Source organism: Flavobacterium endophyticum (genome assembly GCF_003634455.1).
In the GTDB taxonomy this organism is placed as follows: Bacteria; Bacteroidota; Bacteroidia; order Flavobacteriales; family Flavobacteriaceae; genus Flavobacterium; species Flavobacterium endophyticum.
This window is the reverse complement of record NZ_RBLC01000002.1, coordinates 144153-167093: the sequence shown is the minus strand read 5'-3', so window position 1 is coordinate 167093 and position 22941 is coordinate 144153. Positions and strand designations below refer to the sequence as shown.

The window sequence follows — 22941 nt, the reverse complement described above, 5'->3', positions numbered from 1 at the left end:
TCTTGTTATCAAGAATACTTTTTGAAAATGGTACTGGCCGTATGGCCTCCAAAGCCAAAAGTATTGTTCAAGGCGTAATTCACTTTTTTGTTTATCGATTTGCCTAGTACAATATTCAAATCAGCCATAGATTCATCTACATTCTCCGTATTAATGGTTCCTGGAATGATATCGTTTTTTACAGATAACACTGTAATGATACTTTCGATAGCTCCGGTAGCACCTAACAAATGTCCTGTCATTGATTTTGTTGCACTGATAGCAACTGGATGATTGCCAAAAATTCCTTTAATAGCATTCAATTCACTATTATCGCCTTGTGGCGTTGAGGTTGCATGAGCGTTGATATAATCGATGTCTTTCGCTAAAATTCCCGCTTCGTCCATTGCTTTTTGCATTCCTAGAGAAGCTCCAAAACCATCTTCGGGAGTTCCGGTCAGATGATATGCATCTGCGGCCATACCGCCACCCACGATTTCAGCATAAATTGTCGCGCCTCTTGCGATAGCATGATCAAAATCCTCAAGAATTAGGGCACCGGCACCTTCGCCTGCTACAAATCCGTCACGATCTTTGTCAAACGGACGAGAAGCTTTTTGTGGTTCGTCGTTTCTTTTGGATAAGGCTTGAGAAGCATTAAAACCGCCAATAGAAGAAGCCGTGATTGCCGCTTCAGAACCGCCCGCAATCATGATTTTTGCCTTACCTAATCGTATGGTATCAAAAGCGTTGATTATCGCAGTATTAGAAGAAGCACAGGCTGAAACCGTAGCATAATTGGGACCATGAAGCTTGTTTTTAATCGAAATAACGCCGGCTGCAATATCCACAATCATCTTGGGAATAAAAAACGGATTGAAATGCGGCGTGCCATCGCCATTGAAAAATTCTTTCAGCTGTTCTTCAAAAGTTGTGATACCGCCATTTCCAGAAGCCCAGATGACGCCAACATCAGAACGTTCTTTTTGCGTCATGGCTTCGAAATTCAGTCCAGCATCTTTGATAGCTTGATCGGATGCGGCGACGGCATATTGCGTAAACAAGTCATATTTCTTGAGCTCTTTGCGGTCCATATAGTCTTCGGGATTGAAATCTTTGACTTCGCATCCGAACTGGGTCTTGAACTTTGAAACATCAAATTTTGTCAGCTTGGCAGCGCCGCTTTTTCCGTCAATGATATTCTTCCAAAATTCATCAACTGAATTTCCCAAAGGCGTTATGGCGCCAAGGCCTGTTATAACTACTCGTTTCATTTGTTTTTTGTTTTAGTGTCGGCAGGAATACTTTCCTTAAAAAGTGTTTCTACCAATTGTTCTATTTTTGGAGCAATCAGCAAGATAGCAGGAATTGCGATGACATAAGCTAGCATCCATGATTTGATCCAAATCGTAAAGAAATTTTCTGTAAAACCTACATTTATGGAGATAAGCAAAAACGAAATAATACATGTCGTTACTATTCCCATAATCATCGCAAATGCTATTTTCTTCTTTTTCATGTTTATTTTATGTCCGTCTTCAATAGGTTGGTATAGCCTTTAGCCAGCAATTTGGTTCTGTCTTTGTTCCAGATTTCGCATTGTGCATTTACGATCGTCTTTCCTTTTTTGTTGATGGCTGTTTCTGAGATAATCACGTCGTTTTCTTTTGCAGATGCGAAATAATCAATCACATTATTGATGGTAACGTAAAAATGCGGCTCGCCATACGAAATCAGCGTGGCGCCTATGGCATCGTCGATTATGGCACCGATCACACCACCATGCATGGTACCGAAAGGATTTGTCATTTCTTTTCGGATCGTGTATTCAAAGGAAAGTTTTCCTTCTTCTACCGAAACCATTTTAGGCTTGAGCCAGTTCATGAATGGGGAAGGAGACTGTGTGACTTCCTTCCCGATATGCTGTTTTAAAAAATGGAAAGCTTCGTTATTCATCTAACTGTTTTTAGGATTGTGAATTCATTGCCAGCAAGGCATCTTTAGGAGAAGCAAGCGAAAGCTGGTAAATGTCTGCAGTCTGTCCAACGTGGATTTCAAAGTGATTTTCTTTGAAAGCGTTGAACAAATCTTGCGCGACAACTTCTGGGCTGATTCCGTTTTCACCGCCGATTTCTTTTGAAAATTCGGTATTTACCAAAGGAGGCATTATTTCATACACTTGTGTCGAAAAAGAACTTCTTTCCAAAGCAATTCTCAACGAAAGCGTGTAAGAATGCAAGGCCGCTTTGCTAGCTGAATACGAAATTAAAACTTTATTTGGCGCAAAAGCGACTATTGATGAGACGTTTACTATTGCTGCTTCTGGTTGGGAATTTAAAACAGGAAGCAGTTTTTCAGTTAATCTTACAATAGAAAGGTAATTGGTATTTATTTCGTCAGAAGCTTTTGAAAAGGCATCTGCATTGGGAGCCAATACATCATAATAAGAAGCGTTTCCGGCGTTGTTTATCAAAACATTCAGATTTGGAAAATCTTTTGTGATTCTTTGCACCAAACTGTTTATGTCTTCTTCTTTGGTAATATCGGCCGCGATGGCTGTGACATTTGTAAGCTGTGAAGCTGCTTTTTTAAGCTTTTCTTCGCTCCTTCCGGTAATAATGACGTGGTTGTCGTTTTGAGAAAATAATTTAGCGATTTCGAATCCGATTCCTGAACCGCCGCCGGTAACTAAAATTGTGTTTTTACTTGTTTTCATTTTGTTTTTGTATTTATTTTATACCAATTGGTATATTTTTAATTAAAAAAAATTATAATTCGTTTATGAGTTTTCGCAACGAAAGCATTAATGTCTTGAGATAATTGACTTTTCCTGTTAGTTTTGCAACCATTACTGTGCCTTCTATAATAGAAAGTATCAACAAAGCTGTTTCTTCTGGATCGGTATCAGGCTTAAATTCTTTATTGTCGATGCCTTTTTGTATAAGATGCATGAGACTGTCTTTCCATACCAAAATTGCTTTCTTGGCTGCTTCTTTTAACAGTGGATGCGTATCATCGGCTTCAATAGCTGTATTCATTATCGGACAGCCGCCGTCGATAAAATGTTTGGAAAAGAATTGCTCATACAGTTCTGGATAGGTAAGGAGCTTGTCTTTGTAAGTACTTTTTTTGCTTATCTCCAATGTAAAGAGATTCTGCATTTTCTTTTTGTTGTGCTCAAAAACCTCTAGTGCGACTTCATCCTTATTTTTGAAATTGCCATAGATGCTGCCTTTCGTAAGCCCGGTTGCTTCCGTGATATCATTCATAGAAGTACCAGCATAACCTTTAATATTAAAGATTGGTGCCGTCTTTTCGATAATGTATGATCTGGTTTTTTCTGCCTTGCCCATGATGATAGTCAAATAACACTGCAAAGGTAAATATACCAATTGGTATTATTTGTTAATGTTTGATTAAAGTTTTAAATTATTCTGCTTGGTTCATTCTTGGAATACAGATTTCCTCTTGAAACTTAAGGAATTTAGTAGGCGAGAGGCCTAGATAATGCTTAAAATCATGAATGAGCTGGCTTTGGTCATAGTAGCCACAAGTTTCGACAATAGCAATCCAATCTGCTTTTTTTGAAGTTTCTGTCGTTTCGTTTAGCAGTTCTAACGCTTTTATGAAGCGCCTGTAGCGATTGATTTCTTTCGCACTGAAGCCCAAATATTTTTTAAAATTTAGCTGTACGTTTCTTTCACTTTGGTTGGTTTTGTCGGCAATAGCCTTGATAGGATTCAGATTTTCTTCATCAAAATTGCTAATGCTTTCATAACCAAGCTCTCTATTCTTAAGGTAAGGTCGGCTAAAATCAAGAATGGAAGCCACTTTTTCCTCTGCCGAAATTCTATCTTTTAAAGAATGCCATAAAAGCGTAAAGCAATTTTCGTCAACCAAATCATCGGGATGTACCGGAATCGTATCAGAAATCAATGACAATCCAAAAAAACGATAAAAGGCATCGCCTTTGAAATTTGCAACCAGTATTTCTGAGCTCGCAGGCAATACATACTCGATTGGCTGGCGGATCGGGCCTAAAACGAGGCACTTTTCAATTGTAATTGTTGTCTGTTTTTTAGTTGTTAGTGACGCTTTTTCGCCAAAACAGAACACTAGGATAGTCTGATAAGTCGGAAACAAAGTCTTATGAATTGGTGTTTCACCCGTATTTTTAGCCGAATAGAAATAGGAAAACACATCTTCAAATTCTGATGGAACAGGAATCTTGTTTTCAATATACGTGCTTTCTTTTTCCATAGAAGATAATTTCAAAACAAAGATAGTTGGATTAGGTCGAAAGGAACGGGATACTCCAAAATAATCCTCCAAAGAAGAGAATTGTTTGAATTTTGCAAGTTTTGCTTTGCTCTACGCAATAACTGCGCTCGATTGCTGCCCTAATTTTGCCTTATCAAATTTAAACAAAATCATTAATCATTTAAAACTATCAAAATCATGGAAAATTCAAATCAAAAAGTATGGTATATCACAGGAGCTTCAAAAGGACTAGGTCTGGCTCTTGCAAAACAATTATTAAGTGAGGGCAAGAAAGTAGCGGCAACCTCAAGAAGCCTAGAAGACCTTAAGGAAGCAGTAGGCGAAAACGAAAACTTTCTGCCATTGGCCGTAAATATTCTTAGTGAAGAAAGTGTTGAAGAAAGTATCAAAAATACAGTAGAACGCTTTGGCAGCATTGACGTCGTAGTGAACAATGCCGGATATGGATTGGCAGGAGCGCTAGAAGAATTGACAGATGCCGAAACAAGACAAAACTTCGACGTGAATGTTTTCGGTTCGTTGAACGTAATTCGAAAAGTATTGCCTTATCTACGCGAGCAACAATCAGGGCATATTTTTAACGTATCGTCAATCGGCGGATTTACTGGATCTTTTCCTGGCTTCGGAATCTATTGTGCAACCAAATTTGCAGTTCAGGGCTTTACCGAATCTTTAGCGGAAGAAGTAAAAGATTTTGGAATCAAAGCGACAATCGTTTCTCCAGGATATTTTAGGACTAATTTCTTAAACGACTCTTCTCTTAACGTGCCTAAAAACCAGCTTCAAGAGTATAAAACGGTTAGGAATGTCCAAGCGGCCCACGAAAACGAAATCAACGGAAACCAGCAAGGGGATCCACAAAAAGCGGCGTTGGCTTTCATCAAGACAGCAGATATGCATAACCCTCCAGTACATTTATTTTTAGGCCAAGACGCTTACGATATGGCGGAGGTCAAAATACAGGCAGTGAGAAATAACATGGAAGCCGTAAGAGAATTTGCGACAGCAACAGGATACGAAAGCTAGCCAATAGCGCCAGCTCCTCACGTCTGAAGTAAATTTCAAGGACGGCATCCTCTTACCTCGCAACAATTAAATTAAAAGAACAAAAAGTAAGCAGTATGAAAACAGATAAAATTTGGTATGTAACAGGAGCCTCGAAAGGACTTGGGCTCACGCTGGTTAAAAAATTATTGGCAACAGGCTATAAAGTTGCCGCGACATCTAGAAACAGTGCGACATTGAGCGCTGCTGTAGGCGCAGAGAATTCAGAAAATTTCTTACCTTTGGAAGTAGATTTGATCAATGAAATGTCTGTGGCTGAATCGATTAAAAAAACACAAGAAGTCTTCGGAAAGATAGATGTTATTGTGAACAATGCCGGATACGGAATAGGAGGAGCTATCGAGGAATTATCTCAAGAAGAAATAGCTGAAGCCTTCAATATCAACGTATTCGGAACAATAAACGTGATCAAATATGCAATGCCTTATTTAAGAGCACAACGTTCGGGCTATATTATTAACATTTCGTCCATAGCCGGATTTGCCCCAGCAACTGGCTGGTCGATTTATGCAGCGGCAAAACACGCGATAATCGGATTGTCAGAGTCTTTGGCAGATGACGTACGATCTTTGGGAACAAAAGTCACCGCTATTGCGCCAGGCGCGTTCAGGACGCAATTCTTGACAAAAGAATCCTTGGTATTTGCCAAAAACGAAATTGATGATTACGAAGATGTTCATGCATCTCACGACAGGTTCCGAAATATGAATGGCACACAGTTGGGAGATCCTGAAAAAGCGGCACAGGTAATGATCGATTTGGCTGAAAGTGAAAACCCTCCTGTCCGATTATATCTAGGAAGCGACGCCTATAGAAGGGCGGCCGCTAAAATGGGAACACTTTCTTCGATGCTCGAAGACTGGAAAGATACCAGCCTTTCGACAGACTTTAACTAACGGCTGTTTGAATTTAACAGCTACAATAATTCTCATTATAACATGCCAAGCCTGCGAAAATCAGGTCTTGGCATAAATGAAAAATTGAAATCATGGCAAAAATAGAAACAATTGAAGATTTTTATAAAAAGAAATTCGACTACTTGCCGGACAACCTGCAAGATTTAGGACATTTCAACGTTTTCCGTACCGAAGACTGCTATAAAGACGGCGTGCTTATTCCGGTAAGCTATACGCGAAGAGATTTTTATAAGATCAGCCTTGCCCGTGGGAAAAATGTGTTCCATTATGCCGACAAGAGCCTTGAAGTGGATGGGACTGCGCTTATTTTCTTCAACCCTCAAGTTCCATATACGGTTGAGTCGTTATCGGCTGAGAAGAGCGGTTTCTTCTGTATTTTCAAAGAAGCTTTTTTTACAGAATCACTAAGAAACAGTATTACGAACCTGCCGATGTTCAAAATTGGGGGGAAACCGGCCTACATACTGAATGAAGAGCAAGACAAGCAGATAAGCGACATTTTTACCCGAATGATTGATGAGATCAATTCTGATTATATCTACAAATACGACCTGCTTCGGAATTATGTAACCGAAATGATTCACGGTGCCATGAAAATAGAACCGTCGGAAAAACTCTATCAGCATCCCGATGCAAATTCAAGGATAACCTCTGTCTTCACAGAACTGCTCGAAAGGCAATTTCCTATCGAATCACCGTCGCAGCGGTTTTCGATGCGTTCTGCCAAAGATTTTGCAGAAAAGCTGTATGTGCACGTAAACCATCTTAACAGAGCCATAAAATTAACGACAGGAAAGACGACAACCGACCTTATTTCACAGCGATTGGCCAGCGAAGCTCAAGCTTTGCTAAAACATACAGACTGGAATATTTCGGAAATCAGCTACTGTTTAGGTTTTGAAGAACCCGCCCATTTCAATAATTTTTTCAAAAAACAGATACAGATGGCGCCTTCGGTCTATCGGTCTGCATAACTCTACCCCACTAATCATAGAAAAGCCATTCCTCAAGGAACGGCTTTTTTTATATAAATTGATTCTATAAGGCACAAAAGAAATCGCCATCCTTAAGATGGCGATTAATAAATTCTAAACTGAAATCAAGAAAGTATCCCTATTCATGTTTGATGTGTGATACTGCCAGTAAGTCCTCAATACATGCTGAAGCACTTTTTTCATCTTCTCGTAGTCGTTCGGCTTTTTAATATACACATTTGCTCCGAGCATAAAGGTTTCTTCTTGGTCCTGTTCCGAAGATGATGTCGAATAAATTGCAATACTAGTATCTGCATATCGATTGTCACTACGTATTTTGCTAAGGCAGTCAATTCCAGACATGACAGGCATGTTAAGGTCAAGAAAGATGATGTCAGGAATTTCGCATTCTTCGTCGTTCAAATAATTCATCAAATCCTTCCCATTGGAGAAAAAAACAAGATTGTAATTCTCATTGATTTCATTGATAGCCTCTCTAAATAAGCTGCATTCATCCGCGTCATCGTCGGCCAACACAATGTTAATCTTCTCTTCGAATAGTCTCATACTTAATACTAAATTTTAGGTTTAAAATTAATTACAAGCAAAATTCAAATTACGTTTGTTACTCAAATTTAAAAAACGTAAACCCCAAAAACGACTGTTTGGCTTTAATTTAACGTATCAAAAATGTCATAAGATATAAATCCTCTTAGCAATTGTATAATGCTTTTTTGCGAGAAATAACCGAAATTAGCTAGAGTTGGATTTTTGTAAATAATTAGCAGTCAGCGCTTAATAACCGATAAGCTGCTAAACCTAAAAAAGAACAAGATGGTTGCAGTATGCCAGTTTAAGATGCCAGAAAAATTAGAAATCGCAGGAAAAAACCTAGACGATATAAGCACAAAAAGCATTATCGATAAGATAATAGAAAGCCTAAAGTCGGGTAAAGCCGAATTGTACCGCGTCGAATCGTTCTGCGATATCGAAAGTCAGGCGAATGCCGAAAAAGAAGACGAAAAAGAATCCGGAACCTTTTTTGAAATCATCCTTATCCTTGACGAACACCAGATTCAAGACTATAAGATATACGATGCCCTTATCATTGACAAGGCCTTGCAATGTTTCCAGAACGATGAAAATTATATCTCCCGCTACTGGGTGAACGGAAACCAAGAATACATCGGCTTTGAAACCGAATTCTAATAAAAAGAAAACCCCGAAGCCATGCCTCGGGGTTTTTAAAACCAAACCATCTTACTTATTCCAGATAGCCAAAACGCCCTAAGTTAAAGTCATTAAAAGCCTGTATGATTTCTTGTTGCGTATTCATCACAAAAGGACCATGGGCAGCTATAGGCTCGTTAATAGGCTCTCCGCTCAAGATTAATACTACGGCATCTTCTAGCGCTTCAACAGTAAATTCTTCTCCTTCGTTGGCAAACAATACAAAATTATCTGTCGGTACTTGTTCGCTGCCGTTTACTTTTATGCTTCCTTCGATGACCAAAAGCGCAGTATTGTATGTTGCTGGAAAATTAAAGGAAGCCGTTGCACCCTTATGCAGCTTGGCATTAAGCAAACCTACGGGAGTAAATGTAGAAGCTGTTCCTGAAACACCATTGTAGTTTCCTGCGATTACTTCTACCAATCCGCCGCCCTCTGGCAGTTCGTACTTATTGATTTCGCTATTCGTAATGCCTTGATATTTCGGTGGCGACATCTTGTCTTTTGCAGGCAGGTTCACCCAAAGCTGAACCATCTGAAAATCGCCTCCTGCTTTGCTGAACTGCTCTTCATGATATTCTTTGTGCAAGATGCCCGAAGCAGCCGTCATCCACTGTACGTCGCCTTCGCCAATAACACCGCTATTTCCAGCACTGTCATGATGGGCTACTTTTCCTTTATAGGCAATCGTAACCGTCTCAAAACCTCGGTGCGGATGCACGCCAACGCCTCTCAATTGATTAGTCGGAGGAAAATGGAACCTAGAATTATAGTCCATCATAATAAATGGGCTCATGCGCTGCATGCTCAAAGATGCGCCCGATGGAATGAAATTATGTACCCTGAAACCGTCGCCAACCATATGAGGAGCAGGCGGTGCTATGATTCTTTCTGTCTTTTTTGTTGTCATGATAATCAATTTTTAGTGTGAAAAAGTGAATTTTCCTGATATTCAGGATGCCTGTCGATATACGCATTTATAAACGGACAATACGGCTTGACTTTTAAAGCATTGTCTTTTGCATACTCCAGTACATATTTGGCCAAGGTAGAGGCGATGCCCTTGCCTTCGAGTTCTGGCGGAACGATAGTATGCATGTACGCAATGCCTCCGTCAAAAAGCTCATATTTTACATAGGCTGTCTTGCCATCAAGGGTGATTTCAAATCGCTTGCGGCTTTCATTATTTGTGATTGTATAGTCCATGATTTTACTTTTTTTGATACCGTAAAATTACGCAGTATAAAACTCATGGCACTTGACCTAGGTTAAGAAATGCAGCTACAAAGAAATATCAGTAAATTGTCGGGTGCTAATCCCTGTTGAAGTTCTTGTTGGCGAGTTCCTTTCGCACCCTGCTTAGGCCCTCTGGAGTAATTCCAAGATAGGAAGCAATAAGCTGTTGCGGAACCCGTAAGGACAAATCACGATAGGTCTCGATAAATTTCAGGTACCTTTTTTCTGCGGAAGCGCTTAACAGATAATTGATTCTTTTTTCCATGTGCCGGATATTATTATGGAGCGCCAGCGTATTGACTTTGGCAAAATTCTCGAAGATTTTTTCGGCCTTATCGAAAAACTCCTTTTTCACATAAATTGCTTCTGTATTTTCTAAGGCATCAATATACATTTCCGAAGGCTCGTTGAAATAAAAGCTGCTTCGGTCGGCAATAATCCAATTTTCGGGAGCAAACTGTATCGTATGTTCTTTCCCTGCCTCATCAACAGTATAAGAACGCAGGATACCTTTGCTTACAAAATAAGCCTTGTCGCAGATTTCATCTTTTTGCAGCAGCATTTCTCCTTTCTTGATTGCTACAGGATAGACGAGATGCTCGACCGCCTCATACTGGCTTTCGGTGCCGCATTGGGTCTCGATGATATACTTTTTAAAAAGATCAGACATAGCTTAGGAATTGGATATGGGCGAACGATTACGAATTTAAGAAATATCCTCTATTTTCAAAGCAGCATTCATCAAGAAAAATCTTCGGCAAAATCCTCTACAAAATTCTTGAATTGGCGTGCCGATTTTCCAAGTATGTCTTCAACGGTAGCATACACTTCAGAAGCCTCGTTTCTTGAATAATGCGCATAGTCTTCGATAAGCCCGTCCGCCTGCCACAAAGGGAAGCCGACAGAAAGCAGTGCCGCTTTCATCTCTTCTGGCGCTATGTCTATAAATTGTATTGGCTTGTCCAATACTTCCGAAAATAAGGCCGCCAGTTCCATGTGCGTCAAGGCTTCCGGGCCTGTAATATTATATACTTTGTTTTCATGTCCCGACGCTGTCAATGCTTCAGCAGCTATAGAAGCAATATCGCGGATATCGACCAAGCTGATTTTAGCATCACCTATAGCAGCAAAAAACGCATTTTGCTGTTTGATAATATCCTTAAAGCCAAGCAGTCCCTGCATAAAGAGGTTAGGGCGCAGGAAGGTATACTTCATTCCTGATTGTTTTATCTGCGCTTCAACTGCTGCATGGTAGCGTAAAAAACGTACTGGAGAATCTGCCGACGCATGTAATTGCGAAAGCTTGACAATCTGCTTTACGCCAGAACGCTGGGCGACCGCGACAAAGTTTTGCTGCAGCTGTTCTGCAGTTTCAGAAGAATTAGTGAGCAAGAAAGCTTTTTCGATTCCGACAAGCGCATTGGAAAGGCTGGCTGTATCATTAAAGTCGCCCAACACGATTTCTGTGCCTTCTAATGAAGCAAGGCTTTCTGTGTTTTCGAAGGAACGAACCATCGCTCGAAAAGGGATGCCTTTTTCAGAGAGCTGTCTAGCCAGTTCAGAACCGATAGTTCCTGTGGCTCCTGTAATAAGAATCTTTGGTGCATCTGAATGTTTCATAATCTGTATCTTTTTTTGATTTGTATAGGACAAATTTCAGCATACGCAGAGACCTAAAATTGTAAGAAAACGAAAAGGCAGGCCAATAAAAAAGGCTTCCAGAAAAAATTCCGAAAGCCTTAAGTGGATATATAGAGGGGAAAGTTACTTTACAGGGGTGCCGTCTTTGATTTCTTCAGAAGCCATTTTGACCAATTGTGCATTCTCAGGAATCTCGCCAAAGATTTCCACACGGTCTTCTACCTCGCGGCCTTTTTGGACTTGTTTTCTGACGGTCTTATTGTTTTCGACCTGCAATACAAAAGTACCTTCGCTAGAAGTGACCAAGGCTGTTTTTGGCACCACATAGTTGCTGTCTTGCGCTTTCAACGGCAAGAGTACTTCCGCAACCATGCCAGGCAATAATTTTTTGGTCGTATTGATCACGTCCATTTCGACACGTTCCGAACGCAAGCGGCTGTCTAAAGCGCCAGACATTCTAGCTACTTTGGCTTTAAAAGTCTGTCCTGGCATAGATTTGACGTTAAAGCTGATCTCATCTCCGTTCTTTAAATAGCCTGTGTAAAGCTCCGGAACATAGACAGACAAGCGCAATTTGTTTTGTTCTTGAATCGTAAACAAAGGCAGTTCCGAACCTTTTCCGGCCGGACCTACATAGGCTCCAAGGTTGACATTTCGCGCAGCAACCACTCCGTCAAAAGGAGCGCGTATCTGCAGATAGCCTTGGATGTTCTGGATTTCCTTATACGAAGCCTTGGCTGCCTGTAGCTGTGCATAGTCCGAGTTTTTTCTAGCATCGGCCTGTTCTAGGTCGTTTTTAGAAATCGTTCCTTCTACCTTGCTGGTTTCCAAAAGTCTTTTATAGGTGCTGTTGCTGGCCATATACACGGCTTCCTGTGAACGCAATCTCGATTCTGAGGCCGCAAGCTGTGAGCTGATTTCCGGCGCCTCAAGCACCATCAGCAGCTGTCCTTTTTTTACTTGGGTTCCGATATCGGCTTTCAGTTCTTTTACAAAACTGCTCACTTTCGCATAAATATCTACTTGCTGAAATCCCGTAAGCTCTGCCGGAATACGTAACTCTGTAGACAGCTTTTCTTTGCTGACTTGAAAAGTTTCAATTGCCGGAGCCGTTTCTTCGGCCGGAGCCGCTTCTGCCTTTTCTGAAATGTTACAGCTGTTCAGCGTAGCCATAAGCACTACCAAGGCCGATGTTCTGTATAAATTATTTTTCATTTTGTGGGTGTAAAGATGATATATAATGTTTGCTTTCTTTGTCTTCTGGATCAAGTGATACCGACTGCGTTGAGGTCTTGCCCTGTGCCCAGGCGAAAATCAGCGGCAAGATAATCAATACTGTAAAAGTAGAGAATAATAAGCCTCCAATAACTGCTCTTCCTAATGGAGAAACCTGGTCACCGCCTTCGCCGTGGCCTATCGCCATCGGCAGCATCCCTGCAATCATCGCAACGCTGGTCATGATGATCGGACGAAGCCTTAATGAAGCCGCCTCTCGTGCCGATTGCAGCGCATTGCCGTTATGTTTCCGGAGCTGTTCGGCATTCGTGACCAGCAGGACGGCATTCGCAATAGATACCCCGACCGACATGATGATTCCCATATACGACTGGAGGTTAAGCGTAGAGCCCGTAAGCAGCAATAGCAGCAAGGAACCGAGTACTACGGCAGGAACCGTTGTCAGGATAACCAACGATATCTTAAACGATTGGAAATTGGCAGAAAGCATCAGGAAGATAACCACGACCGCAACCAATAATCCTGTTTGCAAGCTGTTCATGGTTTCGTCCAAGACTTTGCTCAATCCGATAGGCTCGATAAACAGTCCTCTTGGCAGTTCGCCTAAGGAAGCAATGGTAGTTTTTACGTCTTTTGAAGCCGTTCCCAAATCGGTATGGTCTATATTTCCCGTGATGGAAATGTAGGGCATGGCACCCAAGTTGTCGTTCTCTCCGTAAGTATGCGATGGCGTGATAGTTGCCACATCGCTCAATACAGGTCGTGTAGCATTTTTCAATAATGGAATCTCTCCCATATCGCTGATACTCTTCATCTTATTTAACGGAACCTGTACCTGTACATTATATGATAATCCCGCTTTTTCATCAATCCAAGTATTCTTTTCTGTATATCGAGAAGAAGACGTAGAAGCAATCAGCGAACGCGAAACCTCGCTCATGTCAACACCAAGCTGTGCGGCACGCGTCCTGTCGATATTGATGTCCAGCGAAGGATATTTGATTGGCTGTGCAATCTGCACGTCCCTGAAATAATCAATCTTGTTGAGCTTGGCAATTAGCTTGTTGGCGTATTCTTCGTTCAGTTTCTTGTTCTTTCCGGCTATTCGAATCTCTATCGGAGTCGGAGAGCCTTGGCTCAATACCTTGTCGGTCAATTCGATGGGTTCAAACGAAACTTTTACGTCGGGAAGTATCTTTTTTACCCTTTTGCGGAAATCATCCTTAAATACGTCCATATCTGCATGATAATCTTTCAATCCGATCTGGAAGACAGCCTCGTGCGGTCCGCCCATGAACAAGTAGATTGGCGAAACGGAGAATAGGGAAGGATGCTGCCCGACATAGATAGAAGAAATAGCAATATGCTCTTTTCCGATCATGTTTTCCAGTTCTTTCAAGACCAATAAGGCTTTTTCTTCGGTACGCTCCAGACGCGTTCCGTCTGCAGCACGAAGCCTCATCTGGAACTGACTTGAATTGACTTTAGGGAATACATCCTGACCGATAACGTTCAATAGCAAGACGGCCAATCCTGTAATTCCGAAAAGGTATAAGAGGGTAATCGGCTTTCGCAGCGGGAACAATCGTTCCAGCATTCGCATGAATCGGTTTCTGAATCTCTCAAAACGGCTGACTTTGCCGTCGTTATTAAAATCGTCTCTTTCGACCAGTACTTTTTTCTGATTGAATGTATCTGCTTCTGATTCGGCCGTAAGTCCCGAAGCGATAAATTCAGCCTCATCGTCTGTCACACCAGAACCATGTTCTTTTTTAGGGTGGCTTTTCATCAGCCAGTTGGCCATTACGGGAACAAACGTCTGCGAAAGCAAGAAAGAAATAATCATAGAAAACCCGATTGCCAATGCCAGCGGCAAGAACAAGGCGCCCGGTATGCCTTTCATGGTAAAGGCCGGAGCAAAAACGGCCAAGATACATAACAGAATCAGCAGTTTAGGCAGGGCGATTTCCTTACAGGCATCCCAGATGGCCAAGGCCTTGGGTTTTCCCATGTCGAGATGCTGGTGGATGTTTTCGATGGTTACCGTACTTTCGTCCACAAGAATACCGATAGCCAATGCCAGGCCGCTCAGCGACATCAGGTTGATGGTCTGTCCGAATAATTTAAGGAACATGACACCCGAAATAATAGAAATAGGAATGGTAAGGATAACGATCAAGGCTGCTCTTCGGTCGCCCAAGAACAACAATACCATCAATCCGGTCAGTACTGCCCCGATAATCCCTTCGGTAATTAAGCTTTTTACGGAGTTGATTACATATACCGACTGGTCAAATTCATAGGATAATTTCACATCTTCCGGAAGCGTGCTTTGTATTTTTGGAAGTTCTTTCTTTAGGTTCTGTACTACGTCCCAAGTCGAAGCATCACCCGCTTTGGCAATACTCACATACACCGAACGCTTGCCATTTACCAAGGCATAGCCAGACGTGATATCTGCACCATCTTTTACGGTCGCAACATCGCCCAGGTATAAGTTCTGTACGCCGCCTTTAAACAGCGGAATTTTTTCGAAATCCTTGATTTCTTTAATCGTATTGTTGGTAGGAGTAATGTAATTCTGGTCGCCGATTCTAACGTTTCCAGAAGGTGCCGTCTGGTTGTTGATACGGATGGCATCTACAATCTGGTCGGGCGTAAGGTTGTGCGAACGAAGCAGGTCAGGGTCCACATTCACCTCCACAGTTCTAGGGCTTCCTCCAAAAGGCGGAGGCGACAAAAGTCCAGGGATAGACGTAAACGAAGCACGAACGTAGACGTTGGCCAAATCCTGAAGCTCATTATTAGAACGCGTCTTGCTGCTCAAGACCAATTGCCCTACAGGAAGCGACGAGGCGTCAAAACGGATGATGAACGGCGGTTGCGAGCCTGGGGGGAAGGCGGCTTGTATCCTGTTGGATAGCGCACTCAATTCGGCTGCAGCCTGTGCCATGTTCGTGTCTTCATAATAAGTCACTTTCATCAGCGTAAGGCCTTGTGTGTTTTTAGTCTCGATCGACTTCACGCCATTGGCGAAAAGCATGACGTTGACATAGTTTTTGGCAAAATAAGACTCCATCTGGTTGGGCGTATACCCTCCGAATGGGTGTGCCAGATAGATTACGGGCAGGTTCATCTTTGGCAAGATATCTACCTTAACGTCGCGGACAGCACCGATTCCGAAGAAGAACAGTCCGGCCACGAGCACCAATATGGAGATAGGTTTGCGAAGTGCAAAACGTATTAAATTCATCAGTAGTAAAAATTAAAATTCATTAATAAATAATTCAAAATCTCCTGTAGCGGCGGCTTTCATCAAAAGCGACTGCCACACATTGGTATAGATGATATCTCGGTCGATTTCGGCACGGTTCAGGGTATACAACGTCTGCGTTACATCTACCAGATTGGTCAGGCCGTTTTTATATAAGGTCGTCTTTTGGAGATAAGCCTGAGCGGCTGCCTGTACTTGTTTCGGAGCTTCTATATAATTGTCCATCGCGTATTTGATCTTGGCATCCGCCGCATCTGATTGGGTCTTGAGCTGCTGGTCGATGACATTGTATTCTTCTTGCAGTGCTTCAGAAATAAGCTTTTGGGCGCTGGCCTTTTTGCTCGATCGGGCAATAGTAGTCAAGTTCCAGCTTACGCCTACGCCAAGCAGGTAGTTCTGGCGGTTAGGGCTTACGCCGTCAAAATAATTTCGGGTATACGAATTCTGGTCTACGGCGTAATCGGAGTTAAAGCCTGATGCTCGTGTCTGGTAGACGCCGAATAGGCTGAAGGTAGGGTAATATTCTCTCCTGAAAAGCTTCGCCTGCTGCTTGCTATAATCGATCCTGCTTTTATAGTATTGCAGTATCGGGTTCAGCGTGTCGTTTGCCGTCTCAAGGCGCAAGATTGATTTCGGGATTTCTTTTACGAAAGTGCTGTCCAAAACAAAATCTCTGATGTCCACTCCCATGAGCGCCACCAGCTTGTTGTTTTGTTCCTTGACCTGATCCTTGCCTTGATTCAGCTGGATTTTAGCGCGTGAAACCTCTGCAGAAGCTAAGGTCGAATCGACTCCCGGCAATAATCCGTTTTTGACTCTGGCGGCAGCAATCCTCTGGAATACAACCGCGCGGTCAAGATTTTTCTCCTGCGAGATCAGCAGTCTTTGGCTGGCAAGCAGGTTGAGGTAGGCCGCGGCAATCTTGATTTTCTGCTGAAATTTCTCTTGTTCTAAATCCTTGTCAAAACGTTCGGCATCGGCTTTTGCCAAGTTGATACGCTGCCTTGCCTTTCCGAAAGAAAAGAAATCCCAGTTCATGTTGACCAGATAAAGGGCGCCGAAAGCAGCATTCCAGTTTTGTTCAGGAAGCGGCAATCCCGATGAAGCGACGCCAAGTCCGCCAAAACCGTATAGCGGTCCGTTCTGTCCGTTTACGGTACCATAGTCCTGCTGTGCGGCAAGGTTAAGGTTGGGCAGGTACTCCCTGCGTGCCTGTTTTACTGTTTCCTTAGAGGCTTCGGCATATTTGCTTTTCGCCTTTAGGGTTCCGTAATTCGCCATTCCTGTTTCTACCGCCTCTTTGAGCGAAAGAGTCTGGGAAAACCCTTGGAAAAAGAAGAGGGATAAAAGAAAAAGACTTATTTTTTTTGTAGTCATTTGTTAAGCCTGATATAAGTTTGAAAGCGCAAATTTACAGCAGGCGTAGGAGCGAAGGCTGCATTAAATGACCAATTCGCCTAAAAAAATGACGAATTCAATTGGTCATTAAAATCAGCAAAAAATTAATAATAAATCGTTAATTTGTATCCTTAATTGCAAAAAATGAAATGGAAAGTCGATAATGTACTAGACAATAAATGGTGGCAAGAGGTTGCAATATTGCTGTTTTCGTTCTCTTTGTTTTCTTTAAAGAACGATTGGATTTTGTTTAATTCGGCGATTGCTGTCTGGTCGGGAATTGGCTATTACCTGATGCTTTATCTGCATGCGCAGACCAATCGTTTCTTCCTATTGCCCATATTGGTCAAGCAGCACAAAGGATTTTTATATCTGGTGCTTACGATACTTTTGGCGTTGCTTTTTTCAGTTGTTGTTTATGAAATATCGTCGGTCTGGATTACCAAAGCTTCTTCGCTGTATGAGTTTTCGCATCAAAAAAGCTACCAGTACCAGCTGGCTACGGTAATCGGTACGCTGATCTGCATTCTCGGACCGGTTATGTTCCTTAAGTTTTATAGAGAAGAGAAAAGAAAGCGAGAAGAAGCCTTGCTGCTCAACCAGATGCAGCTCAATTCGCTCAAGAGCCAGCTGAATCCTCATTTCTTGTTCAATACTTTTAATACGCTTTACGGAATCAGCCTTGAGTTTCCTGAAAGAACCCCTGACCTGATTATGAAAGTATCGCAGCTGATGCGCTACCAGCTCGAGAGCAATGCAAAGCAGTGCGTATCCCTAGAAGAAGAACTTTCGTTTATCAACAGCTATATCCAATTAGAAAAAGAGCGCGTAGGCTACCGCTGCGAGATTACCTATGACAGCAAGATCGATAATGAGAATGCGTATAAGATTTCTCCGATGCTGCTCATCGCTTTTGTAGAAAATGCCTTCAAGCATGGCACCTGCGCTATCGAAAATTGCTACGTGCACATTTCGATTACGGTAGAAAAAGGAAAGCTACACTTACAGATTGTCAATTCCATACCCGAGAAGAAAATCAACGTTGTTTCTACAAGGATAGGCATCCAGAATACAACAGAGCGTTTGAAAATCATCTATGGCAGCGACTATACGCTAGACATCAAGAATACCGATACGGTCTATACTGTTAACTTGGCATTGCCGCTAAAAAAGGTAGGCGAATCATGAAAGACCCTAAAAAATGCATCATCGTAGACGACGAGCCGGCAGCACATTACGTGCTTATCAACTATATCCGACAGAATCCGGAGCTGGAACTCGTGCACCAATGCTATAATGGGATAGAGGTAATGAATTATCTGCGTGAAAATCCAGTAGACCTCATGTTCCTTGATATTGATATGCCCGAAATCACAGGGCTGGAACTCTTAAAGATCCTTCCGTCGCAGCCCAAGACCATCCTTACGACAGCCTATTCTGAATTTGCGCTCGAAAGTTATGATTATGGCGTAATTGATTACCTGCTCAAGCCGATCTATTTCCCGCGTTTCCTAAAGTCTATAGAGCGATTTTTAGCTACCCAGGCAGATCGAAAAGTGATTGCCTCTAACCTTTTTATCAGCATAAAAGCCGATGGAGCGGTAATCGACCTCGATGTAAGGAAAATCCTTTTTGCCCAAAGCTACGGCAATTATGTCAAGATTTTTACCACGGGTAGGACTTATCTAGCCTCAATGACGACCAATGAATTGGAAGCCAGCCTGCCGGCAGAGCAGTTCCTGCGCGTGCATAAGTCGTATATCGTGGCAATCGACAAGATTGAAGCGAATGAGCGCGATACGCTCGTAGTCAGCAGCCAGAGAATTCCCGTAGGCATTACCTACAGGAGAGAGCTGGAACGATTGCTTGCGCGATAGCCGTTTTATAATATTTCCTCGTCTATTTCGTAAATTCTCTTGATTTCTTTCATAGAGCGGTCGCTCATGAAGTATTTCAGTATTGTAGAATCGTCGCGGAATCCTTTGTAGGTTTTTAATTGCTCCGGCGTCAAGATGCTCCTGAAATTATTTTCCGACTTAAAGATAATCGGTGCGATTTCTGAGTTTTTTCCCAAATTGATTCTTCCTAGCTGTGTTTTTTCTTCTTTCCAGATGCTTATGGCGGCCACTTCTTGATCTTCAGACAATTCCAGGAAAGAAATAGAGCTGATCTTGTTCTTGATAAATTCTGTTTCAGTCTCAGTCGCCATGGCTTTTGCATTGATCATGGTGATTGTTTTTGTTATTCTGCAGCTGGTCAAGGTTACAAGACAAAGTATAAAAAGAAGGAATGTAGTTTTTTTCATGTAGGATAGTATTTGCTATTACCGTTTGTTTAGGGCCTGGATTGGGAATCGGCAGCCGCCAAAAATACAGAAAATCTTCTGTATTTTCAGCCTTGCCTCAGGAAACCGCTTTTAGAAGCTGTATCCGATCTTGATTCCTGCTCTAAAGACAAAGTTGTCTATGTTTTTATTGTCAACATCGCCTTTTCCTTTTACTTCCCATTTCCAGTTAGCCCCGATAGAAGGATCGATGCTGAAGTTTTTGCCGATCATGAATTTGTAGCCGACGTTTGGATTGATGATGCTCCAATAGGAATACGTCCCGTCAAAATTTCCAAGTCCGGCAACATCCTCATCGAATTTTACATTACCGTAGGAAATAAAGTTCTCTGCATAAAACCCATCCCATTTTCCTTTTTCAACATACGTCCTGCTTCCCAATTCGATCACGAAGCCGTTTCCGTCGATATCAACAACATCGTTGTCATAATTTAAGCTTGCGGCAGAAATGTTCAGCAAGTGTGATGAATTTCTTTCGCCCTCTTTGTGCTTCTTTTTATACTCAAGGCTCAAGCCGTATTGCATCGGGTCAGAATAGTTGAAATTGGCAGAAAGCGTCAGTTTTGGACCTACTATTGCAGTTTCCTCGTTAGCTTCTTGTTTCTCTTGTGCAAAATTTAGTGCTGGTAGTAGCAATGCGAATAATAAAATACGTTTCATTTTTTTAGTTTTAATGTTTGTTAGTGTTATGGCTGCCGGCTAAAAACCGACTTCTATTAGCATAGACGAATGCCGTTTGAAAATGGTTGCATGGGCTTTTAAAAAAAATCAGGACCAAGAAGAAAAAAGCTTTGTAGGGGTTATGTTGCAGTCTCATTCTGAGAAGGTTCGGAAAAAGGTCCTTTTTTGAAAAAAATTCCCGAACAAAACCCGAACAAAACCCGAACAAAACCCGAACGAAACCCGAACAAAACCCCAACGAGATTCGAAGCGATTTTGCCGAAATGACCCTCCATAATGTCACATTTTACCCTGCTACTATTGCTAAAAAGGAGCCAACTTTGTATTAAGCGGGTCGAGAATCGCGCCGCACTAATTGCTAAATAAAAAATCATGAAAAAACAAGAATTTACAATAGAGCTGGATGCGCCGCGCGAAAAAGTGTGGGACGTCCTGTGGGGAAAAGAAACGTATCCGTTATGGACAGCGCCTTTTGGCGAGGGATCTAGAGCTGAAACCGACTGGAAAGAAGGCAGCAAGGTACTTTTCTTGAATGCTGATAATGAGGGAATGGTGGCAAGGATAGCGAAGAACATTCCGAACGAATACATGTCTATCGAACATTTAGGCGTGGTAATGGGTGGCATCGAGCACACCGAAAACGAGAAAAGCGGCGAATGGGCCGGCTCGCTAGAAAATTATACCTTGAAAGAAGCCAATGGCAAGACCCAGCTTATGGTGGATATGGACGTGACCGAAGAGTATGAAGATTTTTTCAATACCACATGGCCGATCGCCTTGGGCAAGATCAAGGAACTGTCTGAAAAGAAATAAAAAGGGGGACTATATCAGGTTATTAGGCTATTTTTCGACGATTTGTATACAAAACTCGTCAAAGTGGCTGTCTTTTATACTACTGATTTATTTCTAATTTCTATATTTGTAAACGATTATTATTAAGTAATTAGATATCAGCATATTGCTTGAACTTATAATTGTTTTCAATTATACTGGATTTGAATTAGTTACTTAAATTATGCAAGCAATGGGGTCCCATGAAAATGGGACCTTTTTTTAGGGCAATAAAAAGGCTGTTATTTTTTAGAATTCCATTGCCACAGGTGCAGGCAGGCATAGGTGCGGTACGGGCTCCATTGGGCCGATAGCTTATGCATATCTTCCTTAAATTTTTTCTTGTCGCTTTTGTCCAGTCCAAATAGGGCAGCCATCGTATTTTGGATGATGAGGTCGTCGGCAGAAAAGACATCTTCTCGTCCCAGCCCAAACATAAGCAGGTTCTGGGCCGACCATATTCCGATACCCTTGATGGAAGTAACCAGACGGCTTACTTCGTCGTCGGTCATCTCGTGGAGCTTTTCATACTGCAGGCCATGGTCGACATCAAACTGAGCTACATTCTTTATATAGTCTGTTTTGGATTTTGAGAGGCCGATGGCCTTTAGGGTTTCAAAAGGAGTATCGAGTACTTGCTGTGAAGTAGGCTCGTTTCCATCGTATAGCGCCAGAAAGCGGTTAAAGATGACATCGCCAACCTTAGCAGATAGCTGCTGGTTGATGATAGAAGTATAGAGGAACAGTGTCAGGTTGGTGTTCTTTTTCAGTTCCCGCGGCACCGCGTCTTGCAGTACTTCTTTAAATACAGGGTCGCTTGATAAGTGGAGTAGATAATGGTGCTGCATAGAAATATGGTTGAAGCATTAGGATAACAAAGATATTATTTATTCAGATTCCAGCCAGATTACTTTTTGGATACTTTCATGGGATTTGCTTATGATTTCGCCGTATAGTTCCGGCTTTCTTGCCGCCATGTATCGACTTCCTCCGGCACTAGTGAGTTTTATGGCGTCTATCTCGGCTACCGCAATGGCATCTGCAAGCTCCCTGCATTCAGCAATAATATCGCCATAAGGGTCAATGAGCATCGAACATCCATTTTTTAGCTGATCGTCGTCCATGCCTATCGGGTTAGAGAAAACGACATACACAGCATTGTCATAAGCTCTGGCGGGCAGCCATTTCATGAGCCATTGCCTGCCCTTTGGTCCATCGAATTCTTGGCGTAATTCTATTGCATTTCTATCTTTATCAGCCCACAGCTTGGGATCGACAAATCCGGCACCCGGCCTTGTGGATGGCGTGCACATGGTAACATGCGGCATAAAGATGATTTGGGCGCCAAGCAAGGTGGTTGCACGGACATTCTCTATGATATTGTTGTCATAGCATATCAGGATGCCACATTTCCATCCATGGAGGTCAAAAACAGTATAGTTGGTACCGGGCAAGATATGCGGATTGATAAACGGGTGGAGTTTTCTGTGCTTTGCTAATACTCCTGTCTGGTCTACGCACACATGGGCTTTATAAAGATTTCCTTCGGAGTCTTTTTCAAATAAGCCTGCTAAAATGGTTATTTGGTGTTTTGCGGCAATAGCTATCAATGCTTTTATGCTCGGCCCGTCGGGAATATATTCTGCCAGTTCTGTCAGTTGTTCTTTGTTGAGGTTTCTGGCAAAAGTATATCCTGTAATAGCGCATTCGTGAAAATTAATGACATCGGCTCCTGCTGCTGCGGCTTCTTGTGAGAGCTTTTCGATTACTTTCAGATTATAGACCTTATCGCCACTTTTGTTTTCAAATTGGGCGGTAGCGATTTTCAAATTTCTCATCGTATGTATCGTAATG

At 42.1% G+C, this 22941-nt stretch carries 25 protein-coding genes; 7 read left to right on the top strand and 18 right to left on the bottom strand.

The annotated features are described in order from the left end of the window. Positions 1–8: 8 nt before the first annotated feature. The 6 genes from fabF to CLV94_RS10340 all read right to left on the bottom strand — a co-directional run bounded on the left by fabF (position 9) and on the right by CLV94_RS10340 (position 4239). On the bottom strand, positions 9–1253 hold the full coding sequence (gene fabF, locus CLV94_RS10365) for a beta-ketoacyl-ACP synthase II (RefSeq protein ID WP_121376422.1): 1245 nt from the start codon (positions 1251–1253) through the stop codon (positions 9–11). After that, the gene (locus tag CLV94_RS10360; RefSeq protein ID WP_211331192.1) at positions 1250–1498 is read right to left on the bottom strand and encodes a DUF2798 domain-containing protein; all 249 of its coding nucleotides are present in this window, start codon (positions 1496–1498) and stop codon (positions 1250–1252) included. Before CLV94_RS10360 ends, fabF begins: the two co-directional genes overlap by 4 nt. A gap of 2 nt (positions 1499–1500) precedes the next feature. Continuing rightward, complete coding sequence (locus CLV94_RS10355) at positions 1501–1935, bottom strand: PaaI family thioesterase (RefSeq protein ID WP_121376421.1); 435 nt, start codon at positions 1933–1935, stop codon at positions 1501–1503. Positions 1936–1945: 10 nt separating this feature from the next. After that, positions 1946–2695 carry an SDR family oxidoreductase gene (locus CLV94_RS10350; RefSeq protein WP_121376420.1) on the bottom strand — a complete coding sequence of 250 codons (750 nt, stop codon included), beginning with the start codon at positions 2693–2695 and terminating at the stop codon, positions 1946–1948. Positions 2696–2747: 52 nt separating this feature from the next. Continuing rightward, the gene (locus tag CLV94_RS10345; RefSeq protein WP_121376419.1) at positions 2748–3332 is read right to left on the bottom strand and encodes a TetR/AcrR family transcriptional regulator; all 585 of its coding nucleotides are present in this window, start codon (positions 3330–3332) and stop codon (positions 2748–2750) included. A 76-nt stretch (positions 3333–3408) separates the two neighbouring features. Continuing rightward, on the bottom strand, positions 3409–4239 hold the full coding sequence (locus tag CLV94_RS10340) for a helix-turn-helix domain-containing protein (protein ID WP_121376418.1): 831 nt from the start codon (positions 4237–4239) through the stop codon (positions 3409–3411). 198 nt (positions 4240–4437) lie between these two features. On the opposite strand from CLV94_RS10340, the gene CLV94_RS10335 reads away from it, so the two are divergent. The 3 genes from CLV94_RS10335 to CLV94_RS10325 all read left to right on the top strand — a co-directional run bounded on the left by CLV94_RS10335 (position 4438) and on the right by CLV94_RS10325 (position 7216). Next, positions 4438–5286: an SDR family oxidoreductase gene (locus CLV94_RS10335; protein ID WP_121376417.1), complete on the top strand. Its 849-nt coding sequence runs from the start codon at positions 4438–4440 to the stop codon at positions 5284–5286. A 95-nt stretch (positions 5287–5381) separates the two neighbouring features. Then, positions 5382–6221, top strand: a complete 840-nt coding sequence (locus tag CLV94_RS10330; protein WP_121376416.1) for an SDR family NAD(P)-dependent oxidoreductase — start codon at positions 5382–5384, stop codon at positions 6219–6221. A gap of 92 nt (positions 6222–6313) precedes the next feature. Continuing rightward, positions 6314–7216, top strand: coding sequence for a helix-turn-helix domain-containing protein (locus CLV94_RS10325; RefSeq protein WP_121376415.1), 903 nt, complete (start codon positions 6314–6316; stop codon positions 7214–7216). Between the two features lie 114 nt (positions 7217–7330). Here CLV94_RS10325 and CLV94_RS10320 read toward each other — a convergent pair whose 3' ends face one another. Next, on the bottom strand, positions 7331–7783 hold the full coding sequence (locus CLV94_RS10320; protein WP_121376414.1) for a response regulator: 453 nt from the start codon (positions 7781–7783) through the stop codon (positions 7331–7333). Positions 7784–8050: 267 nt separating this feature from the next. Between CLV94_RS10320 and CLV94_RS10315 the strand changes: the two genes are divergently transcribed. Continuing rightward, positions 8051–8425, top strand: coding sequence for a hypothetical protein (locus CLV94_RS10315; RefSeq protein WP_147406616.1), 375 nt, complete (start codon positions 8051–8053; stop codon positions 8423–8425). 55 nt (positions 8426–8480) lie between these two features. On the opposite strand, the gene CLV94_RS10310 is transcribed toward CLV94_RS10315, so the two are convergent. The 7 genes from CLV94_RS10310 to CLV94_RS10280 form a co-directional block, all read right to left on the bottom strand. Then, on the bottom strand, positions 8481–9356 hold the full coding sequence (locus tag CLV94_RS10310; RefSeq protein ID WP_121376412.1) for a pirin family protein: 876 nt from the start codon (positions 9354–9356) through the stop codon (positions 8481–8483). Between the two features lie 5 nt (positions 9357–9361). Then, positions 9362–9652 carry a GNAT family N-acetyltransferase gene (locus CLV94_RS10305; protein ID WP_121376411.1) on the bottom strand — a complete coding sequence of 97 codons (291 nt, stop codon included), beginning with the start codon at positions 9650–9652 and terminating at the stop codon, positions 9362–9364. 106 nt (positions 9653–9758) lie between these two features. Then, positions 9759–10352, bottom strand: coding sequence for a Crp/Fnr family transcriptional regulator (locus tag CLV94_RS10300; RefSeq protein WP_121376410.1), 594 nt, complete (start codon positions 10350–10352; stop codon positions 9759–9761). Between the two features lie 71 nt (positions 10353–10423). Further along, positions 10424–11302, bottom strand: a complete 879-nt coding sequence (locus tag CLV94_RS10295; RefSeq protein WP_121376409.1) for an SDR family oxidoreductase — start codon at positions 11300–11302, stop codon at positions 10424–10426. Between the two features lie 144 nt (positions 11303–11446). Beyond that, the gene (locus CLV94_RS10290) at positions 11447–12538 is read right to left on the bottom strand and encodes an efflux RND transporter periplasmic adaptor subunit (protein WP_121376408.1); all 1092 of its coding nucleotides are present in this window, start codon (positions 12536–12538) and stop codon (positions 11447–11449) included. Beyond that, the gene (locus tag CLV94_RS10285) at positions 12528–15812 is read right to left on the bottom strand and encodes an efflux RND transporter permease subunit (RefSeq protein ID WP_121376407.1); all 3285 of its coding nucleotides are present in this window, start codon (positions 15810–15812) and stop codon (positions 12528–12530) included. Before CLV94_RS10285 ends, CLV94_RS10290 begins: the two co-directional genes overlap by 11 nt. Before the next feature lie 12 nt (positions 15813–15824). Next, positions 15825–17210 carry a TolC family protein gene (locus tag CLV94_RS10280; RefSeq protein ID WP_121376406.1) on the bottom strand — a complete coding sequence of 462 codons (1386 nt, stop codon included), beginning with the start codon at positions 17208–17210 and terminating at the stop codon, positions 15825–15827. 165 nt (positions 17211–17375) lie between these two features. Here CLV94_RS10280 and CLV94_RS10275 point away from each other — a divergent pair, with 165 nt between their 5' ends. Further along, a complete protein-coding gene (locus tag CLV94_RS10275) occupies positions 17376–18419 on the top strand; it encodes a sensor histidine kinase (RefSeq protein WP_121376405.1) in 1044 nt (347 codons plus the stop codon). Beyond that, complete coding sequence (locus CLV94_RS10270) at positions 18416–19108, top strand: LytR/AlgR family response regulator transcription factor (protein WP_121376404.1); 693 nt, start codon at positions 18416–18418, stop codon at positions 19106–19108. The genes CLV94_RS10275 and CLV94_RS10270 overlap by 4 nt, the downstream gene beginning before the upstream one ends. Before the next feature lie 5 nt (positions 19109–19113). On the opposite strand, the gene CLV94_RS10265 is transcribed toward CLV94_RS10270, so the two are convergent. Continuing rightward, positions 19114–19536 (bottom strand): hypothetical protein, encoded by a 423-nt coding sequence (locus CLV94_RS10265; RefSeq protein ID WP_147406615.1) that lies wholly within the window; start codon positions 19534–19536, stop codon positions 19114–19116. A gap of 111 nt (positions 19537–19647) precedes the next feature. After that, entirely contained in the window at positions 19648–20235 is a 588-nt protein-coding gene (locus CLV94_RS10260; protein ID WP_121376402.1) for an autotransporter domain-containing protein, read from the bottom strand. Positions 20236–20628: 393 nt separating this feature from the next. On the opposite strand from CLV94_RS10260, the gene CLV94_RS10255 reads away from it, so the two are divergent. Next, on the top strand, positions 20629–21069 hold the full coding sequence (locus CLV94_RS10255; protein ID WP_121376401.1) for an SRPBCC family protein: 441 nt from the start codon (positions 20629–20631) through the stop codon (positions 21067–21069). Between the two features lie 260 nt (positions 21070–21329). Here the strand turns inward: CLV94_RS10255 and CLV94_RS10250 are convergent, their stop codons facing one another. Both CLV94_RS10250 and CLV94_RS10245 read right to left on the bottom strand, forming a co-directional pair. After that, positions 21330–21935: a DNA-3-methyladenine glycosylase family protein gene (locus tag CLV94_RS10250; RefSeq protein WP_121376400.1), complete on the bottom strand. Its 606-nt coding sequence runs from the start codon at positions 21933–21935 to the stop codon at positions 21330–21332. Between the two features lie 39 nt (positions 21936–21974). Next, entirely contained in the window at positions 21975–22925 is a 951-nt protein-coding gene (locus tag CLV94_RS10245; RefSeq protein WP_121376399.1) for a nitrilase family protein, read from the bottom strand. Between the last annotated feature and the right edge of the window lie 16 nt (positions 22926–22941).

Coding starts and splice junctions, on each gene's coding strand:
- CLV94_RS10295 (WP_121376409.1), bottom strand. CDS start 11,302: ATGAAACATTCAGATGCACCAAAGATTCTTATTACAGGAGCCACAGGA.
- CLV94_RS10320 (WP_121376414.1), bottom strand. CDS start 7,783: ATGAGACTATTCGAAGAGAAGATTAACATTGTGTTGGCCGACGATGAC.
- CLV94_RS10275 (WP_121376405.1), top strand. CDS start 17,376: ATGAAATGGAAAGTCGATAATGTACTAGACAATAAATGGTGGCAAGAG.
- CLV94_RS10260 (WP_121376402.1), bottom strand. CDS start 20,235: ATGAAACGTATTTTATTATTCGCATTGCTACTACCAGCACTAAATTTT.
- fabF (WP_121376422.1), bottom strand. CDS start 1,253: ATGAAACGAGTAGTTATAACAGGCCTTGGCGCCATAACGCCTTTGGGA.
- CLV94_RS10335 (WP_121376417.1), top strand. CDS start 4,438: ATGGAAAATTCAAATCAAAAAGTATGGTATATCACAGGAGCTTCAAAA.
- CLV94_RS10305 (WP_121376411.1), bottom strand. CDS start 9,652: ATGGACTATACAATCACAAATAATGAAAGCCGCAAGCGATTTGAAATC.
- CLV94_RS10290 (WP_121376408.1), bottom strand. CDS start 12,538: ATGAAAAATAATTTATACAGAACATCGGCCTTGGTAGTGCTTATGGCT.
- CLV94_RS10300 (WP_121376410.1), bottom strand. CDS start 10,352: ATGTCTGATCTTTTTAAAAAGTATATCATCGAGACCCAATGCGGCACC.
- CLV94_RS10310 (WP_121376412.1), bottom strand. CDS start 9,356: ATGACAACAAAAAAGACAGAAAGAATCATAGCACCGCCTGCTCCTCAT.
- CLV94_RS10280 (WP_121376406.1), bottom strand. CDS start 17,210: ATGACTACAAAAAAAATAAGTCTTTTTCTTTTATCCCTCTTCTTTTTC.
- CLV94_RS10345 (WP_121376419.1), bottom strand. CDS start 3,332: ATGGGCAAGGCAGAAAAAACCAGATCATACATTATCGAAAAGACGGCA.
- CLV94_RS10250 (WP_121376400.1), bottom strand. CDS start 21,935: ATGCAGCACCATTATCTACTCCACTTATCAAGCGACCCTGTATTTAAA.
- CLV94_RS10330 (WP_121376416.1), top strand. CDS start 5,382: ATGAAAACAGATAAAATTTGGTATGTAACAGGAGCCTCGAAAGGACTT.
- CLV94_RS10355 (WP_121376421.1), bottom strand. CDS start 1,935: ATGAATAACGAAGCTTTCCATTTTTTAAAACAGCATATCGGGAAGGAA.
- CLV94_RS10360 (WP_211331192.1), bottom strand. CDS start 1,498: ATGAAAAAGAAGAAAATAGCATTTGCGATGATTATGGGAATAGTAACG.
- CLV94_RS10315 (WP_147406616.1), top strand. CDS start 8,051: ATGGTTGCAGTATGCCAGTTTAAGATGCCAGAAAAATTAGAAATCGCA.
- CLV94_RS10255 (WP_121376401.1), top strand. CDS start 20,629: ATGAAAAAACAAGAATTTACAATAGAGCTGGATGCGCCGCGCGAAAAA.
- CLV94_RS10340 (WP_121376418.1), bottom strand. CDS start 4,239: ATGGAAAAAGAAAGCACGTATATTGAAAACAAGATTCCTGTTCCATCA.
- CLV94_RS10325 (WP_121376415.1), top strand. CDS start 6,314: ATGGCAAAAATAGAAACAATTGAAGATTTTTATAAAAAGAAATTCGAC.
- CLV94_RS10245 (WP_121376399.1), bottom strand. CDS start 22,925: ATGAGAAATTTGAAAATCGCTACCGCCCAATTTGAAAACAAAAGTGGC.
- CLV94_RS10285 (WP_121376407.1), bottom strand. CDS start 15,812: ATGAATTTAATACGTTTTGCACTTCGCAAACCTATCTCCATATTGGTG.
- CLV94_RS10265 (WP_147406615.1), bottom strand. CDS start 19,536: ATGAAAAAAACTACATTCCTTCTTTTTATACTTTGTCTTGTAACCTTG.
- CLV94_RS10270 (WP_121376404.1), top strand. CDS start 18,416: ATGAAAGACCCTAAAAAATGCATCATCGTAGACGACGAGCCGGCAGCA.
- CLV94_RS10350 (WP_121376420.1), bottom strand. CDS start 2,695: ATGAAAACAAGTAAAAACACAATTTTAGTTACCGGCGGCGGTTCAGGA.